We start from the raw sequence: 16,709 nt of genomic DNA on the forward strand, positions 1-16,709 counted from the left end.
ACACTGCGTCTTCGCCAGACCTCATCACTGCACGGGGGCGCACATGACGAGCACGGACACGGCCGCACCGGTCAGCGTGGAGCAGCTGCGCCGACGCGGGTGGCGCGGCAGGCTCGCCGTCCTCGGGCCCGCGTTCGTCGCCGCCGTCGCCTACGTCGACCCGGGCAACTTCGCGACGAACTTCTCCGCCGGCGCCGGCTACGGCTACCTGCTGGTCTGGGTGATCGTCGTCGCCAACCTGATGGCGATGCTCATCCAGTCGCTCTCGGCCAAGCTCGGGCTCGCGACCGGCAAGAACCTCCCCGAGCTGTGCCGCGAGCACCTCACCCCGTGGCGGAACCGGTTCATGTGGGCCCAGGCCGAGCTCGTCGCGATCGCGACCGACCTGGCCGAGGTGATCGGCGGCGCCGTCGCACTGCACCTGCTGTTCGGCATCCCGCTGTTCACCGGCGGGGTGATCACCGGCGTGATCGCGTTCGTGCTGCTGGGACTGCAGTCGCGCGGGCACCGGCCGTTCGAACGGGCGATCGTCTTCCTGCTCGCGATCATCCTGGTCGGGCTGGTCTCCACCGTGGCGCGCACCGACGTGGACGGTCCCGCGCTCGCGGCGGGCCTGGTCCCGGGCTTCGACGGCGTCGGGTCGCTGGTGCTGGCCACCGGCATCCTCGGCGCGACCGTGATGCCGCACGTGATCTACCTGCACTCGGCGCTGACCCAGGGCCGCCTGGTCGCCCGTGGCCCGGAGGACACCCGGTTCCTGCTGCGGGTCGGGCGCACCGACATCGCGCTCGGGATGGGCGTGGCCGGGCTGGTCAACCTGTCGATGCTGGTCGTCGCGGCCGCCCTGTTCGCCGGCACCGACGTGCCCGGCACCGACACCCTGGAGGGCATCTTCGCCGGGCTGGGCAGCGAGCTCGACGCCGTCGCCGCGTACGGGTTCGCGATCGCACTGCTCGCCTCGGGGTTCGCGTCCTCGGGCGTCGGGACCTACGCCGGGCAGGTCATCATGGCCGGGTTCCTGCGCCGCCGGATCCCGCTGCTGCTGCGCAGGCTGCTGACCCTCGCCCCCGCTCTGGTCGTGCTGGGCATCGGGATCGACCCGACGCAGGCGCTGGTGCTCTCCCAGGTCGTGCTGTCGTTCGGGATCCCGTTCGCGCTGGTCCCGCTGGTGTGGCTGACCGCGCGCCGCGAGGTGATGGGCGACATGGTCAACCACCGCGTCACCACGGCCGCGGCGGTCGTCGTCGCCGCGGTCGTGGTGGGGCTGAACGCCTTCCTGATCTGGGAGGCGTTCGTCGCCTGACCGCCCGCCGTCTCGGCCGGGCGGCCGTCGTCAGCCCCCGACGTGGCGCTCGATGAAGTCGATCATCGCATCGTGCGCCTGCGGCGTCGTGCGTTCCAGACTCACGTCGTGCCCGCCACCGGGCAGGACGACCGCCTCCGACACCGCACGGGGGCCGAGGTAGCGCGCCTCCTGGGCCGCCAGGGCCTCGGCCGAGGAACAGTCCGAGGCACCGACGGAGCAGAAGATGCTGTCCTGGTCGCCGTTGACGGTCAGCACCGGCACGTCGATCGACCTCGACTCCGGCCTGGCCAGGTACGTCGCCGCGGTGGCCAGCTCGATGTCGTTGCCGGTTCCCTTCAGCTCCTCGTCGAGCTCGATCACCGCGGGGTCGGCGTTCTCCACCCGGTAGAAGACCGAGCGGGTACCGGGCCGGGTGGTCATGTAGGTCGGGTCGAGCCCCGCGTCGTGGTACTTCGGGTCGAGGGCGACCGGGATGCTGTTGGCGGCGACGTCCTTCGCGAGGGTGACCGCGTTGAGCTGGTGCCCGGCACCGGTGACGATCAGCGCGTCGACGTCCTGGTACCGCCCGGCCTCGAGGTAGGCGGTCACCGAGCCGTAGCTGTGCCCGACGAGCACGATGTGCTCGAACGCCCGCCCGAGCTCGCCCGCCCGGGCGGCCCGGACGACCTGGTGCACCGCGTCGGCGTGGTTGTCGTAGGTCAGCGTGGCGCCGAGCGGGTGGAACGAGTCACCGGTGCCGATCCGGTCGATGTTCAGGGTGGCGATGCCCGCGGCGGTGGAGCGGTCGACGTAGGAGTACGTCTCCGGCTGGTACGGCAGGTCCCAGTAGTACCGCCCGTAGGTGTAGCCGTGCACCAGGACCTGCAGCACCGAGGCACCGGCCGGGGCGCACAGGGTGCCGGCGATGTCCCCCGCTCCGCCCACGACCCGGACCGGCACCCGGACCTCGCGGCAGTCCGTGGCCGGGGCCGCGAGGGCGGGGACGACGCCCACTGTGGTGGCGATCATCGCGGTCGCCACCGCCAGAACGGCAGCTCGCAGCGGGCGCGCGAGGGGGAGGGACATCGTGTCTCCGTTCGACGGTGAACGCTCAGGGACACCTTCTTAACGAAGATTTGAAACGATCGGTGCGGCACCCGATGGAGTGGCGTGACCCCCTAGCGACCGCGCCAGACCGGGTCGCGCTTCTCGGCGAACGCCGTGGCGCCCTCGCGGGCGTCCTCCGAGGTCAGCACGGGGCGGACGATCGCGTCGTGGCGCTCCCAGCGGTCGGCGCCCCAGTCCGGGCTCTCCCGCACGATCCGCTTCGACGCGGCGACGCCGAGCGGCCCGTTCACCGCGATCCGCGCGGCCAGCGCCAGCGCCGCCTCGAGCGCGGTGCCGTCGTCGACAACGGAGTTGACCAGGCCGGCGGCCTCGGCCCGCGCGGCGTCGATCGGGTCCCCGGTCAGCAGCATCTCCAGCGCCAGTGCCCGGGGCACCCGGTTCGCCAGCTCCAGCGCCCCGCCCGCGGCGGCGACCAGGGACCGCTTGACCTCCGGCACCCCGAAACGGGCGCCCCGCCCGGCGACGACGAGGTCGCAGGCCAGCATGATCTCGAACCCGCCGGCCAGGGCCCAGCCCTCGACGGCGGCGATCATCGGGGTGACCGGCGGGGCCTGGGTGATCCCGCAGAGGCCGCGCCCGGGCACCGACGGCCGCTCGCCGCGCAGGAACGCCTTGAGGTCCATCCCGGCCGAGAAGACCCCGCCCGCCCCGGTCAGCACGCCGACCCGCAGGTCGGGGTCGGCGTCGAGCTCGTCGACGGCCGCGGCGACGGTCCGCGCGACGCTCTCGTTGAGGGCGTTCTTGGCGTGCGGGCGGTTGATCGTGATCAGCAGGACGCCGTCCCGCCGCTCGACCAGCACGTCCTCGTCGGACGCGGCCGTCCCGGAAGGAGTCAGTTCTGACTGCTCTGTCATGGGCCCACCCTAGATCTCGGGCGCCACCACCGGAACCGAGTGCTCCCAGTCCGCGAGCAGGGTCCGCAGCGCGGTCACCAGCGCCAGCGGCTGGTCGATCATCACGTGGTGCCCGGCACCGGGGATCTCGACGACCAGCGCGGCCCGGCCCATCCGGTCGACGGCCATCTCCCCCATGTCGGCCGGGACCAGGCCGTGCTCGGCGCGGAACAGCGCGATCCGGCAGCCCGGCCGGCCCAGGTCGCCGGGGGTCAGCGCGATCCCGCCGAAGATGCGCGGGTCGAACTTCCAGCTCCAGCCGCCGTCGACGGCGCGCACGCTGCGTTCGGCGATGTGCCGGTGCACGTAGGGCAGGTCACCGGGCTGGCCGGGGATGGTGCGGAACCGCGCGACCAGCGCGTCGCGGTCGGGGTGCACCTTCACCGGACCGAACGCCCGCTGTTCCCGTGCCGCCAGCTCCTCCGGCGACCGGTCCCGGATCGGGGAGTCGACGGCGACGGACCCGGCCAGCTCCTCGCCGTAGCGCAGTGCCGCGGTGAGCGTGACGTACCCGCCCATGCTGTGCCCGATCAGCGTCGGACGCGGGCCGAGGCCGGCGGCGTCGATCACGGCACGCAGCTCGGCGGCCCAGCGGTCCAGGTCGTAGGACGGTGCGCGCCCGGAGTCACCGTGCCCGGACAGGTCGACCGCCACCACCCGGCGGGTGCCCTCGGTCAGCAGCGGAGCGATGTGGTCCCACCAGTGCAGGTGTGCCGCGCCGCCGTGCACGAGCAGCACGCCGGGCCCGCCCGGGGTGCCCCAGCTGCGGAAACGGATCTCGACGCCGTCGCTCTCGGTGCGCCCGGGCTCGCCCGGATCGGCGAGTGCGTCGGTGAACCACGTGGGCGGAGCGGTGGACACGCTGGGACCTCGGATCGTGGTGCGGGGACGGCCGTGGAGAACCTACCTCCCCGCGGCCCCGACGACGTCCGGCAGCGCGGCGGCGACCAGGGGTGGCGTCTTGTTGACACGTTTTCTACGATGACGGTGTGTCTCACAACGAGGTGGAGCCCGCCGGCCGCGTCCGGACGGTGCGCAGCCGGGACGACCTGGACCTGGTCGTGGAGGAACGGGGCGACCCGTCGCACCCGACGGTCGTCGCCGTGCACGGTTATCCCGACGACCGGCACGTGTGGGACCGCGTGGCCGCGGACCTCGCCGCGGACCACCACGTCGTCACCTACGACGTGCGCGGCCACGGTGGCTCCGCCGCCCCCGGAGCCCCGGCCGGCTACGACCTGGAGCTGCTCGCCGCGGACCTGCGCACGGTCGCCGACGCCCTCTCCCCCGACTCCCCGGTGCACCTGCTCGCGCACGACTGGGGCGCGATCCAGACCTGGCACGCCGTGACGCGCGAGGACGGCGCCCCCTCGGCGATGGACGGCCGGGTCGCGTCGTTCACCTCGGTCTCCGGCCCGTGCCTGGACCACGTGGGGCTGTTCCTGCGCCGCCGCGGCCTGCGCGACCTGCGGCCGGTCCTCATCCAGGCGCTGCACTCCTGGTACACCCTGGCGTTCCGGATGCCGGTGCTGCCCGAGCTGATGGTCCGCAGCGGGCTGCTCGGCGCGATGGTGGCGCGGACCGAGCGGATCCCGCGGCCCTCGGTGCGCGACGCGGTCAACGGCCTGGAGCTCTACCGGCGGAACCTGCCCCGGCGGCTCGGACGCCCCCGGCCGCGCCGCACCGACGTCCCGGTGCAGATCCTGGCCCCGCTCGGCGACGCCTACGTCACCCCCGCGATGGCGACGAGCGCCGCCGCGTACGCCCCCGACCTGCGGGTCCGGTACCTGCCCGGCGGGCACTGGATCGTCCGCAAGCGGGCGGGTGTCGTCGCGCGCTGCGTCCGCGAGCTCGTCGCCGAGCGCTCCGGCGGCACCACCGCGCCCGCGCTGGAGCGGGCGGCGGCCCGGGGCGCCGCCCTGGTCCGCAGCGGGGGGCGGCCGGGCCGGGCGTCGCGCTGGGATGGCTCGCTCGCCGTCGTCACCGGGGCCGGCAGCGGGATCGGCCGCGAGATCGCCCGCCGGCTCGCCGACCTGGGGGGACGGGTCGTCGTCGCCGACGTCTCGGAGGCCGGCGCCGCGGAGACCGTCGACCTGGTGACCCGGCGGCACGGGCCAGGGCGTGCGGTGGCCGCGGTCGTCGACGTCGCCGACGAGGCCGCCGTCGCCGCGCTCGCCGAGCGGGTCGCCGCCGAGCACGGGGTGCCCGACCTCGTCGTGAACAACGCCGGGATCGCCGTCGCCGGGTCGTTCGCCGACACGACGACGCAGGAGTGGCAGCGGATCGTCGACGTGAACCTGTGGGGCGTCGTGCACGGCTGCCGGCACTTCGGCGCGCTGCTCGCCGCGCACGGCGAGGGCGGCACGATCGTCAACACCGCGTCGGCGGCGGCCTACCTGCCGTCGCGCTCGCTGCCGGCCTACGCCACGACCAAGGCGGCGGTGCTCATGCTGTCGCAGTGCCTGCGCGCCGAGCTGGCGGGCGCCGGGGTCGGGGTCACCGCGCTGTGCCCCGGGTTCGTCGACACCCCGATCACCGGTGCCACCCGCTTCGCCGGCACCGACGACGCCACGCAGGCCGTCCGCCGTCGCGACGTCGCGGCGGCCTACGCCCGACGCGGGTACACCCTGCAGCGCGTCGCCGCCCGGCTGGTCCGCGCCGTCGAGCGGGACCTGCCGATCGCCCCGGTCACCGCCGAGGCGCACGTCGGGCTGCTCGCCTCCCGGCTGTCCCCCGCACTCGTCCGCGCACTCGCCCGGGTCGACGGGACCCGCTGAGCCTCCCAGGAGCATCGCCATGACCGACCCGACCGAGGACCGGATCGCGCTGCAGGCCCGCGACGTCCGGTTCGACTTCAGCACCCTGCGGACCGACTGGATCCCCGGCGAGCCGTTCGCCTCGCACCTGATCGACGTGCTGCACCTGCTGCTGCCCGAGGGGGAGCGCTGGTTCGTGGAGGTCTTCTCCCGCGCGCTGCCGATGGTCCGTGACGAGGCGCTGGCCGAGGACGTGCGCGGGTTCATCGGCCAGGAGGCCGTGCACGCGACCTCGCACCAGGGGGCGCTGGACCACCTCGTCGAGGCGGGCGTGGACGTGACCCGCTTCGTCGAGCAGGTCGAGTGGATCTTCACGGAGCTGCTCGGCGACCGCGGCCTCAGCGGCGACGCGGCCCGGGAGTGGCTGGTGGAGCGGGTCGGGCTGATCGCGGCGATCGAGCACTTCACCGCCGTCCTCGGCTCGTGGATCCTCGACGCCGACGCTCTCGACGCGGCCGGGGCCGACCCGCACATGCTGGACATGCTGCGCTGGCACGGCGCCGAGGAGGTCGAGCACCGCAGCGTCGCGCACGACCTCTACACCCACCTCGACGGGCGGTGGCTGCGCCGGATCCGGGCGATGGCGGTGGCCGGCCCGGCGCTGGCGAAGCTGTGGGCCGACGGCACCCGGCACCTGTGCGCCCGCGACCCGCACCTGCGCGGGACACCGCAGCGCCGGGCCCGGCTGCGCGACTACCTGCGGGACTCCCGGCGTGGGCTGGTGCCCGGCCCGTGGCTGTTCGCCCGCGCCGTGCTGACCTATCTGAGCCCGCGGTTCCACCCCGCCGCACACGGCGACACCGACGCGGCGGTGGCCTACCTCGCGGTCTCCCCCGCCGCCCGTGCCGCCGAGGCGGGGCACGCCGACCCGGCCGGGGGGTCCGCGGCATGAGGACCGCGCTGCTGTCCGGCGCGGGCTCGGCCGCGACGCCGCCGCACCCGAACCGCGGGGCGACCGCGTTGTCGGTGCTCACCGCGGTGACCCAGACCCTGGCGACGGCCGGTGGCCGGCGCCGTCGCCCGGTCACCCCGGTGGACCGCACCGTGGTCGTCGAGGTGCACGCCGTGCGCCGCCCCTGCCCCGACGTCGCCGAGGTCGACCTCGTCCCGGCCGGCACCGCGCCGCTGCCGGGCTGGCGGCCCGGCGCCCACGTCGACGTCGAGCTGCCCTCGGGGTTGCTGCGGCAGTACTCGCTGTGCGGCGACCCGGGCGACCGGTCGGTGTACCGGATCGCGGTGCGGCGGGTGCCCGGGGGCTCCGGCTCGCACGAGGTGCACGACCTGCGCCCCGGGGTGCGGCTGCGGCTGCACGGCCCGCGCAACGCGTTCCCCCTGGCCGCGGCGCCGTCGTACCTGTTCGTCGCCGGTGGCATCGGGATCACCCCGATCGCGCCGATGGTCCGGGCCGCGCACGCCGCGGGGGTGGGGTGGCGGCTGGTGCACACCGGCCGGGACCGGGCGTCGATGCCGCTGTCCGACGCCCTCGCCGCGCTCGCCCCGGATCGTGTGGTCCGCCGCCCCGACGACGTCGCGGGTGTCCCGACGGCGGCCGAGCTGCTGGCCGGGACCGACCCCGACGCCGCCGTCTACTGCTGCGGCCGCCGCCGATGATCGAGGCGCTGCGCCGGGCGCTGCCCGCCGGGCAGCGGTTCCACTCCGAGCGGTTCTCCCCGCCCCCGATCCGCGGCGGCCGCCCGTTCACCGTCCGGATCGTCGGCGGCCCGGACGTCGCGGTCCCGGCCGACCGGACCGCGCTGGACGCCGTCCGCGCGCTGCGCCCGGACGTGCCCTACTCCTGCCGGCAGGGATTCTGCGGGACCTGCCACGTCCGGCTGGTGGAGGGCACGACCGTGGGCGACCCGGCCGGGCCGGGCCTGACCGCGCTGTGCGTCGGGCGGGCCACGGACGGGACGATCGTCGTCGACCTCGGGCGCTGAGAGCGTGTTTGGAAATGGTGGGTGTGTCGGGATGGTCGACACGGCTGGGGTGCTCCATCGTGGTCGGCATGCAGGAACGACCGCGCCGGTACCCCTCGGACACCAGTGATGCCCAGTGGGTGGTGATCGAGCCGTTGTTACCGCCGCTCGCGCGGCGGGGGCGGCCTGTTGCTCATGCTCGTCGGGACGTGCTGGACGCGATCTTGTATGTCGTGCGGACCGGGTGTGCCTGGCGGGCGTTGCCGGTGGACTTCCCGCCCTGGCAGACCGTCTACTGGTACTTCAACCAGTGGGAACAGCAGAAGGTCACCGAGAAGATCCTCCCGGTCGTGCGGGGGCAGTTACGTATCGCCGAGGGCCGTGATCCGGAGCCGAGTGCGGGGATCATCGATTCCCAGTCGGTCAAGGGCGCCGACACCGTCGGCCAGGACTCCCGCGGCTACGACGCCGGGAAGAAGACAGGCGGACGGAAACGGTTCATCGTGACCGACACCCTCGGTCTGCTGCTGACCACGATGGTGTGCTCGGCCTCGGTACAGGACCGCGACGGCGCCAAGCCGATCCTGCTCAACCTCTACCTGCGCACCAGGGTGCGGTTCGTCTACGCCGACGCCGGCTTCGCCGGGCGACTGCTCGACTGGGCCGCCACGATCCTGCAGACAACGATCGAGATCATCCGCAAGCCACCCGAGCAGCGCGGATTCACCGTCCTCCCACGAAGGTGGGTGGTCGAACGGACCCTGGCCTGGCTCACCGCACACCGACGCCTGGCCCGAGACTACGAACGCCACCCCACCACATCCGAAGCCATGATCCGCTGGGCCGCGATCAACACCATCACCCGCCGCATCGCCCGTGGATACCCCGCCACCCGCCAGCAGAAACACACGACACCCTCAACCCACTAGAATTTCCAAACACGCTCTGAGGTATGGGGTCCGTACCCTCGTCGGTGATGACCTCACCCGCACGTCCACCCCGGCGCATGACGCCCGAGGCCCGCCGCGCGCAGCTGGTGTCGGCCGCGCTCGACCTCTACGGCGCCCGCTCGCCGGAGGAGGTGGCCGTCGAGGACGTCACCCGGGCCGCGGACGTGTCCCGGGCGCTGTTCTACCGGTACTTCTCCGGGATGGAGGAGCTGCACGTCGCGGCGCTGGGCAGTGTCGCCGAGGAGCTCATCGACCGGGTCGCGCTGCCCACCGACGGTCCGCTGGACTCCCAGCTCGCCGACGCGCTGGACGTGTTCCTCGACGTCGTCGGCCGGCACTCGCGGGCCTACGTCGCGCTGCTGCGCAGCGGCTCGGTCGTCTCCACCGGGGAGACCGACGCGATGGTCGACGGCGTGCGCGACCACATCGTGGACCTGCTGTGCGTGCGCGGCGGTGTGCCCGACCCGACGCCGCTGCAGCTGATGACGCTGCGCGGCTGGGTCGCGCTGGTCGAGGGCTCGGTGCTGGTGTGGCTGGAGGCGGGCCGGGTGCCGGCCCGCGCCGAGCTGCGGGACTGGCTGGTGGAGCAGCTGTTCGCGATGCTCGGGGTGACCGTGGCCCGCGACCCCGACGCTCAGTTCTCCACGACGCCGAGCGCGTTGGGCACCAGCCGGTAGGCGTCCTCGGACGGGCTGTTCACGACCTGGCCGCGGAACACCATCGTCGAGGAACCGCCCCCGTCGAGGTTGACGCCGTCGACGGCGCCCGCCCGGCGCAGCTGCTCGGCGGTCTCGGCCAGGGTGATGCCGACCGAGGTCGACTCGCGGCCGTCGGCGGTGAGCAGGATCAGCCGTCCCTGCGCGGTGAGGCCCGCGGCGCTGCGCGGGTCGCGGGAGCGGGCGTCCAACCCGGCGACGGGCGCACCGTCGCGCAGGATCGGCGACGCCCCGACCGCGGTCCGCGGCGGCGTCCCCGACGCGGCGGTGAGCGCGTACCGGACGGTGACCCGGTCGCCGACGGCGAGCCGTCGCAGCGCGGCGGCACCCTGGTCGCGGCCGGCGAGGACCTGGTCCCCCGCCGGGATCGCTCCCCCGCCGGGCGGGCGGACCGCGGTGACCGCGCCGTCGCGGACGACGACCTCGACCCGGTCCGGTGCGCACGGCGCGTTCCGGTCGGTGTCGCTGCCGCACAGCGTGGCGGCCCGATCACCCGCCCAGTCGGAGGTGAACAGCCCGATCCCGCCGACGGGCACGGCGTAGGCGTTGAGGGTGTCGATCCGGAGGCGGCCCTGCGGGCCGGTCGCGGAGGCGTCGAGGGTGAGCCGGTCCAGGCGCGGGTGCCGTCGTCGTCGACGGCGAGCACGTCGCCCTGCTCGGCGCCGGGGACGCCCGGGGCGAGCCGCCGCCCGGTGGGACGGCGGAGGTCAGCGCGCGGCCGTCGCGGACCGAGGGCCCGGCGGGGGCGTTGCTGCGCCCCAGGTCGAAGAAGTCACCGTTGATCGCGGCGGCCGCCCCGCCACGCTGCGCGTGCGCGGGAACCGAGGACCGCTCGCCGACCGTCGCACCGGTGAGCAGGGTGGCGCGCAGCTCGGCCCGGTTCAGGTCGGCGACGACGACGTCGACGGTCACCGGCCCGGCCGGGGTGTCGACCCGCTCCTCGCGGTGGGTGATGGCGGGGGCCTGCGGGGCCGGGGCGACGGGCGCATCGGCCCCGGTGGACCCGGTGGACCCGTGGACCCGGCCGTCACCGTGGACCCGAGCGCCCGGTGGCCACGGTCTCCGCGGTGGACGCGGCCTCCGCAGTGGCCCCGGTGGACGCGGTCGACCGGTGGACGCGGTCCCCACGGTGGGCCCGGGCGCCGCGGGCACGACGGCCGCGACGGGCGGCGCGACCCGGGCGGGGCCCGCGGACGCCTGCTGGGTGACCGGTACCAGCAGCCCGACCACGACCGCCGTCGCCACCGCCGCGCCCCGGCTGCCCGTCCATCCCGCCATGCCCGCACTCCCCCGATCGCCACCCGGCCGGGGCCGAGGTGACCACGCCGGTGCGGCGACGGCGCGGGGCGTCACGCGACGGTGGCGCAGGGCCACCCGGTCGGGGCCCGGTGGTGCCCGGCGGGGTGACCCCGGGCCCCGGGCCGTGCGCCCGGGGCTCCGCCGATGATCGCCGGGAGTGGAGCGCCGGAGGCAGTGCACCCGTCCGGCCGCTCCACTCCTGGCGATCACGCGAGCCGGCGCGGGCCGGGGGTCCGGCGCGGGTCCAGCGGGTCCGGTGCGCCGCCCCGGGGTGGTCCTTCGCGAGCCGGGCGCCGTCGCCGGTGCCGTACCGCTCGCGCAGGGTGGGGCCGCCCGCGTCGGCGGGGGCGGGCATCCGGCCGCGGCGTCGCAGCTCGGGCACGACGTGGGTCACGACGTCGGCCATCGTCCCCGGGGTGACGGCGTAGGCCAGGTTGAAGCCGTCGAGGTCGGCCGCGTCGGCCCAGCGCTCCAGCTCGTCGGCGACCGTCGCCCCGGACCCGACGACGACCGGCCCGCGCCCGCCGACGGTGATGAACTCCGCGAGCTCGCCGACCGTCCAGTCGCGGTCCGGCCGGTGGAACGACGCCAGCGCCGAGCGGGTCGCGTCGGTCTGCACGTACTCGAGCTTCTGCTCCGGCGACGCCCCGGCCAGGTCGACGCCGGACCAGCCGCCGAACAGCGCCAGCGCCGCCGACGGGTCGGCCAGCTCCAGGTACTCGGCCAGGGTCGCGTGGGCGGCGTCGTCGGTCTCCCCGGCGATCGCGGTGAGCATCGCGAACACCTTCACCGAGCGGGGGTCCCGCCCGGCGCTGGCGGCCTCGGCGCGCACCGCGTCGACCGAGCGGCGGACCACCGCGGGCGACGGGCCGGACACGAACACGGCCTCGGCGTGGGTGCCGGCGAACCGGGCGCCGCGCGGCGACGCGCCCGCCTGGAAGATCACCGGGGTGCGCTGCGGGGACGGCTCGGACAGGAACGGGCCGGGCACGTCGAACCAGCGGCCGTGGTGGGCGATGTCGTGCACCCGGTCCGGCTCGGTGAACACGCCGCGGTCGCGGTCGCGGACCACGGCGTCGGTGTCCCAGGAGCCCTCCCAGAGCTTGTAGCAGACCTCCAGGAACTCCTCGGCGAGCTCGTAGCGCTCGTCGTGCGGGATCTGCCCGGACCGGCCGAGGTTGCGCGCCGCGGAGTCCAGGTAGGACGTGACGACGTTCCACGCGACCCGGCCGCGGGTGAGGTGGTCGAGGGTGGTGAACCGCCGGGCCAGCGCGTAGGGGTGCTCGTAGGCGACCGAGACGGTCACCCCGAACCCGAGCCGTGAGGTCACCCCGGCCATCGCGGGGACCAGCAGCAGCGGGTCGGCGAGCGGGACCTGCGCGGCGGCGCGGACGGCCGCGTCGCGGGAGCCGCCGTAGACGTCGTAGACGCCGAGGACGTCGGCGAGGAACAGCGCGTCGAAGCCGCCGTCCTCCAGCATCCGGGCGAGCGAGGTCCAGTGGTCGAGGTCGGTGTAGCGGTGCCCCTCGTCGGACGGGTGACGCCACAGCCCCGCGGACTGGTGGCCCACGCAGGCCATGTCGAAGGCGTTGAGCAGGATGCGGCCGGTCATGCCACCACCTTCTCGCGGGCGGTGCGGAGCCCGCCGCGGTGGGTCTCGGGCAGCAGGACGGTGGAGACGATGCAGATCGCGAACAGCACCCCGAGGTAGCCCAGATCAGCCACGGGGTCCGCCGCCGGCGTAGAGCAGGGCGGTGGCGATCAGTGGCGTCGCCCGGCGAGGACGGAGCCGACCTGGTAGCCCAGCGAGGCCCCGCTGTAGCGCAGCCGGGGTGTCGAACAGCTCGCCGTACCAGGCGGCCTGCGGGCCGTACATGGCGTCGTGGAACAGGTTGACCAGCACGACCATCGCGACGACGACCAGCACGGTGGACCCGGTGTCGAGGAGCAGGAAGAACGCCCCGAGGAACAGCGGCGCGCCGATCGCGCCGAACAGGTAGACCGGCTTGCGGCCGACCCGGTCGGACAGGACCGCCCACAGCGGCGTGGAGAACAGCCCGATCGCCGACGCGATGATCACCGCGGTCAGGCCGGCGCTCTCGGCCGCGCCGGAGTCGCCCGGGCGAGGTAGGTGAGGGCGAAGGTGGTCGCGAGGATGTAGAGCGCGTTCTGCGCGATCCGGCTGCCGACGGTCAGCAGCACGGTGCGCCAGTCGGTGCGCAGCACCTCCAGCACCGGACGGCGGGCCAGCGTCCCGGCGTCGCGGGCGGCGGTGAACACCGCGGGGTCGGCGAGGGTGAGCCGGATGGCCAGCCCCACGACGACGAGCACCGCGCTGAGCAGGAACGGGATCCGCCAGGCGCCGACGAGGAACGCCTCCCTGCCCGCGATCGCCAGCACCGCAGTGTAGACGCCCGAGGCCAGCAGCATCCCGGCCGAGGAGCCGATCTGCGGGAAGCTGCCGAACAGACCGCGCCGACGCTCGGGCTCGGCGTGCTCGACGGCCATCAGCACCGCACCGGCCCACTCCGCGCCGACGGCGAGCCCCTGGGCCAGCCGCAGCACCACCAGCAGCACGGGGGCCAGCAGTCCGACGGTCGGGTAGGTCGGCAGCAGCCCGATCAGGGTCGTCGCGACGCCCATCAGCACCAGCGACCCGACCAGGACGGCGCGGCGGCCGATCCGGTCGCCCAGGTGCCCGGCGACGACGGCGCCGATCGGCCGCGCCCCGAACCCGGCGGCGTAGGTCGCGAAGGAGGCCAGCACCCCGGTGGCCGGGTCGGCGTCGGTGAAGAACAGCGGGGCGAACACCAGCGCCGCGGCGGTGGCGTAGAGGTAGAAGTCGTACCACTCGATGGTGGTCCCGACGAGGCTGGCGACGGCGGCGCGGCGCGGGGTGGCGCCGGGCGTCGCAGGAGGGGAACTGGACACGGGTGACCTGCCGGTGTGAGGCGGAGCGGGGCGTCGGGGGCGGGTCAGCGACAGGCGTGCGACGACAGGCGGCCGTGGTCCAGCCACCGCCGCCGGGTCAGCTCCGAGTGCTCCACGTCGCCCACCCGAGCAGACCGCCCCCGCCCGGCGCAACGGAGCGGGACCGGGGTCACCTCCGCCCCGCCACCCTGGCGTGCAGGCTGACCCAGTGCCCCGCGTCGAGGTCGCGCGGCAGCGTCCGCGGCCCGAGCCCGCACTCGCGCGCCCAGTCCCGTGCCAGCGCGCGGCCGAAGCGCCGTCCGACGACGTCGACGGCCCCGCGACCACGGCCGGTGAACACCGCGTCGACGATCCGGTGGTGGTCCCGGGGCCGGGCGTCGAGCAGCGGCACCTCCCGGCGGGCGATCTCCAGCACCCCGCCGTCGACGGCCGGGACCGGCCGGAACGCCCTGGCCGGGACCCGGTCGTGCAGGGTGAAGGTGAACCACGGCCACCAGCGGGCGGTGAGGGCGCTGGTGCCGCCGACCGCGGCCCGCTTGCGGGCGACCTCCCACTGCACCAGCACCAGCGCGTGCGCCCAGCGCGGGGCGGCCAGCAGGCGTCGCAGCAGTGGGGTGGTCAGGGCGAACGGGACGTTGGACACCACGTCGACGGGCCGGTCCAGGCGGACGTCGAGCAGGTCGCCGTGGACGACGGTGAGGGCGTCGCCGAAGCGTCGTCGCAGGCGGGCCACCCGGTACGGGTCGAGCTCGACCGCGGTCAGGGCCTGCCGGGCAGGCGCAGCAGCGCGGCGGTCAGCGCGCCGTCACCGGGGCCCAGCTCCAGCAGCGGCCGGGCGGGTACCCGGCGACGACGGCGGCCATCGCGGCCGGGACGGCGTCGTCGACGAGGAAGTTCTGGCCGTGCTCGTGACGGCCGAGCGGACGTGGCAGAGGGGATCGCACAGGAGGCTCCCGGGTGGGGAGCCGGGGGCGCGGCGGGGCGCCGCCCGGCAGGGGTACGAGGACCGGCTGCTCGGACGGACGGCGCCAGGAGATCGGCAGGGATCAGGTGTGGCGCCGCCGACGGGCGACGCGCAGGCGTATCGAGGCCACGGGGCACGGTAGGGGCGCCGGGGGCGCCGGCGCACCCGGATTTCAGTCCGTCAGGTCGGCGGGCGGGGCGGGCCAGTGCGGCAGGACGTGGCCGGGGTAGTCCTCGGAGACGGTGTCGGGGAAGGCGGGCGGGCGCTTCTCCAGGAACGACGTGACGCCCTCGGCGACGTCGCGGCCCTGCCCGAGGTGCGCGATCGCGGCCGAGTCGACGCGGTGGGCGTCCCACGGGCTGGGCGCGCCGAGCATTCCCCACAGCAGCTGCCGGGTCAGCGCGACCGACACCGCCGAGGTGTTGTCGGCGATCTCGCGGGCGATCGCGTACGCCGCGCCGAGCAGCTCGTCGTCGGGCAGGACGCGGGAGACCAGCCGGCCGTCGAGGGCCTCGGCGGCGTCGAACACCCGGCCGGTCGCGGCCCACTCCATCGCCCGGGAGACGCCGACGATCCGGGGCAGGAACCAGCTCGACGCGGCCTCCGGGACGAGCCCGCGGCGGGCGAACACGAACCCGAACCGGGCCGAGGCGCCGGCCAGGCGGATGTCGGCGGGCAGCGTCATCGTCGCCCCGATGCCGACCGCGGGCCCGTTGACGGCGGCGATCACCGGGGTGCGCAACGCCGCCATCCGCATGGTCACGGTGCCGCCGCCGTCGCGGACGACGCCGCCGATGGTGCCGATGTCCGCGCGGTCCGCGGCACGCTCCGGGTCGGTCGGGTCGAACGAGGAGCCGCCGCGGCCCAGGTCGGCGCCGGCGCAGAAGCCGCGGCCGCGACCGGTGAGCACGATCGCGCGGACGGTGTCGTCGGCGTCGGCGCGGTCGTAGGCGGCGATCAGCTCGCGGGCCATCGTCGCGGTGAACGCGTTGAGCCGGTCCGGACGGTCGAGGGTGATCGTGGCGACCCGGTCGTCGACGTCATAGGAGATCTCGGTGAAGGCGGGAGCGTCGGTGCTCATGACCGGCGAGTCTGCCCCGCCGCGTCACCCGGTGGTCGGGAACCGCCGGGTGTGCACCGTCACGCCGCCGTCCGGCCGGCCGCCGGCGATGGCGGCCGCCCGGATGCAGGCGTGCGTCCACATGTTGAACTGCACCTCCTTGGCCACGCGCAGCGTGTTGTAGAGCACGTGCGACAGCCGGTCCCCGGGCCGTGCCCAGGACTCGATGTCGAAGCGCAGCATCTCCGGGTGGTCCGGGTCGCGACGGGTGCGGAAGTCGATCCGACCGGCCTCCAGGTGCCCGTCCAGGGTGACGAAGGAGAACTCGGTGGGCCCGGCGGCGGCCACCCGCACCGGGCCGTCCCACGGGCCGGGCATGCGGATCAGGAACTCGTCGCCGACGTCCATCCCGCCGGGCTCGCCGCGGGTGCGGCGGAAGACCGCGAACTCCGGTGACCAGCGGTCGGGGTCCGCGCCGAGGCGCGTCATGAGCTCCTCGGGGCTGCACCGGGACCCGCGGATGCGCACGCCGTAGCGCCGGTGCAGCAGGGTGCCGTACCCGTCCGACGGGCGCTGGACGTCGTCGGCGTCGGCGCCCTGCGGCGAGGCGGGCGGCAGGTCCCCCAGGTCCCCGACGACGTCGCTGCGGTGGATCGGTGTGGTGCGCCAGAAGTAGCGCCACGACACCAGCAGCAGACCCACCGGCCAGCGGAGCACCGCCGACACCCGGCGGGGACCGCCGGTCACCGGT

16 protein-coding genes and 2 pseudogenes are annotated in these 16,709 nt (G+C 75.2%); 7 read left to right on the forward strand and 11 right to left on the reverse strand.

Going from position 1 to position 16,709, the window contains the following annotated elements:
* Positions 1-43 precede the first annotated feature (43 nt).
* Complete coding sequence (locus KPL57_RS15795) at positions 44-1,303, forward strand: Nramp family divalent metal transporter (protein ID WP_226352194.1); 1,260 nt, start codon at positions 44-46, stop codon at positions 1,301-1,303.
* A gap of 30 nt (positions 1,304-1,333) precedes the next feature.
* On the opposite strand, the gene KPL57_RS15800 is transcribed toward KPL57_RS15795, so the two are convergent.
* The 3 genes from KPL57_RS15800 to KPL57_RS15810 all read right to left on the reverse strand — a co-directional run bounded on the left by KPL57_RS15800 (position 1,334) and on the right by KPL57_RS15810 (position 4,167).
* Positions 1,334-2,371, reverse strand: a complete 1,038-nt coding sequence (locus tag KPL57_RS15800; protein WP_226352195.1) for an alpha/beta hydrolase — start codon at positions 2,369-2,371, stop codon at positions 1,334-1,336.
* A gap of 92 nt (positions 2,372-2,463) precedes the next feature.
* Positions 2,464-3,267, reverse strand: a complete 804-nt coding sequence (locus KPL57_RS15805; protein WP_051050258.1) for a crotonase/enoyl-CoA hydratase family protein — start codon at positions 3,265-3,267, stop codon at positions 2,464-2,466.
* 9 nt (positions 3,268-3,276) lie between these two features.
* Positions 3,277-4,167 carry an alpha/beta fold hydrolase gene (locus KPL57_RS15810; RefSeq protein ID WP_226352196.1) on the reverse strand — a complete coding sequence of 297 codons (891 nt, stop codon included), beginning with the start codon at positions 4,165-4,167 and terminating at the stop codon, positions 3,277-3,279.
* 128 nt (positions 4,168-4,295) lie between these two features.
* Between KPL57_RS15810 and KPL57_RS15815 the strand changes: the two genes are divergently transcribed.
* The 6 genes and pseudogenes from KPL57_RS15815 to KPL57_RS15840 all read left to right on the forward strand — a co-directional run bounded on the left by KPL57_RS15815 (position 4,296) and on the right by KPL57_RS15840 (position 9,665).
* Positions 4,296-6,083 (forward strand): SDR family oxidoreductase, encoded by a 1,788-nt coding sequence (locus tag KPL57_RS15815; protein WP_226352197.1) that lies wholly within the window; start codon positions 4,296-4,298, stop codon positions 6,081-6,083.
* A gap of 19 nt (positions 6,084-6,102) precedes the next feature.
* On the forward strand, positions 6,103-7,014 hold the full coding sequence (locus KPL57_RS15820; RefSeq protein WP_226352198.1) for a metal-dependent hydrolase: 912 nt from the start codon (positions 6,103-6,105) through the stop codon (positions 7,012-7,014).
* Positions 7,011-7,733 (forward strand): ferredoxin reductase, encoded by a 723-nt coding sequence (locus tag KPL57_RS15825; protein ID WP_226352199.1) that lies wholly within the window; start codon positions 7,011-7,013, stop codon positions 7,731-7,733. Before KPL57_RS15820 ends, KPL57_RS15825 begins: the two co-directional genes overlap by 4 nt.
* On the forward strand, positions 7,730-8,059 hold the full coding sequence (locus KPL57_RS15830; protein ID WP_226352200.1) for a 2Fe-2S iron-sulfur cluster binding domain-containing protein: 330 nt from the start codon (positions 7,730-7,732) through the stop codon (positions 8,057-8,059). Before KPL57_RS15825 ends, KPL57_RS15830 begins: the two co-directional genes overlap by 4 nt.
* 14 nt (positions 8,060-8,073) lie before the next feature.
* A pseudogene (locus tag KPL57_RS15835) lies at positions 8,074-8,983 on the forward strand (IS5 family transposase); the annotation flags it as partial.
* A 31-nt stretch (positions 8,984-9,014) separates the two neighbouring features.
* Positions 9,015-9,665: a TetR/AcrR family transcriptional regulator gene (locus KPL57_RS15840; RefSeq protein ID WP_226352201.1), complete on the forward strand. Its 651-nt coding sequence runs from the start codon at positions 9,015-9,017 to the stop codon at positions 9,663-9,665.
* Here the strand turns inward: KPL57_RS15840 and KPL57_RS15845 are convergent.
* The 8 genes and pseudogenes from KPL57_RS15845 to KPL57_RS15885 all read right to left on the reverse strand — a co-directional run bounded on the left by KPL57_RS15845 (position 9,623) and on the right by KPL57_RS15885 (position 16,705).
* Complete coding sequence (locus KPL57_RS15845; protein WP_226352202.1) at positions 9,623-10,240, reverse strand: phosphodiester glycosidase family protein; 618 nt, start codon at positions 10,238-10,240, stop codon at positions 9,623-9,625. The genes KPL57_RS15840 and KPL57_RS15845 overlap by 43 nt on opposite strands.
* Positions 10,194-10,616, reverse strand: a complete 423-nt coding sequence (locus KPL57_RS15850; protein ID WP_226352203.1) for a hypothetical protein — start codon at positions 10,614-10,616, stop codon at positions 10,194-10,196. The genes KPL57_RS15845 and KPL57_RS15850 overlap by 47 nt, the downstream gene beginning before the upstream one ends.
* A gap of 115 nt (positions 10,617-10,731) precedes the next feature.
* The gene (locus KPL57_RS15855; RefSeq protein ID WP_308252890.1) at positions 10,732-12,615 is read right to left on the reverse strand and encodes an LLM class flavin-dependent oxidoreductase; all 1,884 of its coding nucleotides are present in this window, start codon (positions 12,613-12,615) and stop codon (positions 10,732-10,734) included.
* Between the two features lie 105 nt (positions 12,616-12,720).
* Entirely contained in the window at positions 12,721-13,083 is a 363-nt protein-coding gene (locus tag KPL57_RS15860) for an MFS transporter (protein ID WP_226352204.1), read from the reverse strand.
* Between the two features lie 5 nt (positions 13,084-13,088).
* A complete protein-coding gene (locus tag KPL57_RS15865; protein ID WP_226352205.1) occupies positions 13,089-13,934 on the reverse strand; it encodes an MFS transporter in 846 nt (281 codons plus the stop codon).
* 169 nt (positions 13,935-14,103) lie between these two features.
* A pseudogene (locus KPL57_RS15870) lies at positions 14,104-14,866 on the reverse strand (rRNA adenine dimethyltransferase family protein).
* Positions 14,867-15,070: 204 nt separating this feature from the next.
* The gene (locus KPL57_RS15880; RefSeq protein WP_226352207.1) at positions 15,071-15,979 is read right to left on the reverse strand and encodes an enoyl-CoA hydratase-related protein; all 909 of its coding nucleotides are present in this window, start codon (positions 15,977-15,979) and stop codon (positions 15,071-15,073) included.
* A 24-nt stretch (positions 15,980-16,003) separates the two neighbouring features.
* Entirely contained in the window at positions 16,004-16,705 is a 702-nt protein-coding gene (locus KPL57_RS15885; protein ID WP_226352208.1) for a DUF1990 family protein, read from the reverse strand.
* Between the last annotated feature and the right edge of the window lie 4 nt (positions 16,706-16,709).

This window comes from Pseudonocardia sp. ICBG601, from assembly GCF_020496245.1.

Bases quoted from the DNA above. Each gene is read 5' to 3' on its own strand.
- KPL57_RS15795 (WP_226352194.1), top strand. From the start codon at position 44: ATGACGAGCACGGACACGGCCGCACCGGTCAGCGTGGAGCAGCTGCGC.
- KPL57_RS15800 (WP_226352195.1), bottom strand. From the start codon at position 2,371: ATGTCCCTCCCCCTCGCGCGCCCGCTGCGAGCTGCCGTTCTGGCGGTG.
- KPL57_RS15805 (WP_051050258.1), bottom strand. From the start codon at position 3,267: ATGACAGAGCAGTCAGAACTGACTCCTTCCGGGACGGCCGCGTCCGAC.
- KPL57_RS15820 (WP_226352198.1), top strand. From the start codon at position 6,103: ATGACCGACCCGACCGAGGACCGGATCGCGCTGCAGGCCCGCGACGTC.
- KPL57_RS15825 (WP_226352199.1), top strand. From the start codon at position 7,011: ATGAGGACCGCGCTGCTGTCCGGCGCGGGCTCGGCCGCGACGCCGCCG.
- KPL57_RS15830 (WP_226352200.1), top strand. From the start codon at position 7,730: ATGATCGAGGCGCTGCGCCGGGCGCTGCCCGCCGGGCAGCGGTTCCAC.
- KPL57_RS15840 (WP_226352201.1), top strand. From the start codon at position 9,015: ATGACCTCACCCGCACGTCCACCCCGGCGCATGACGCCCGAGGCCCGC.
- KPL57_RS15855 (WP_308252890.1), bottom strand. From the start codon at position 12,615: ATGACCGGCCGCATCCTGCTCAACGCCTTCGACATGGCCTGCGTGGGC.
- KPL57_RS15880 (WP_226352207.1), bottom strand. From the start codon at position 15,979: ATGAGCACCGACGCTCCCGCCTTCACCGAGATCTCCTATGACGTCGAC.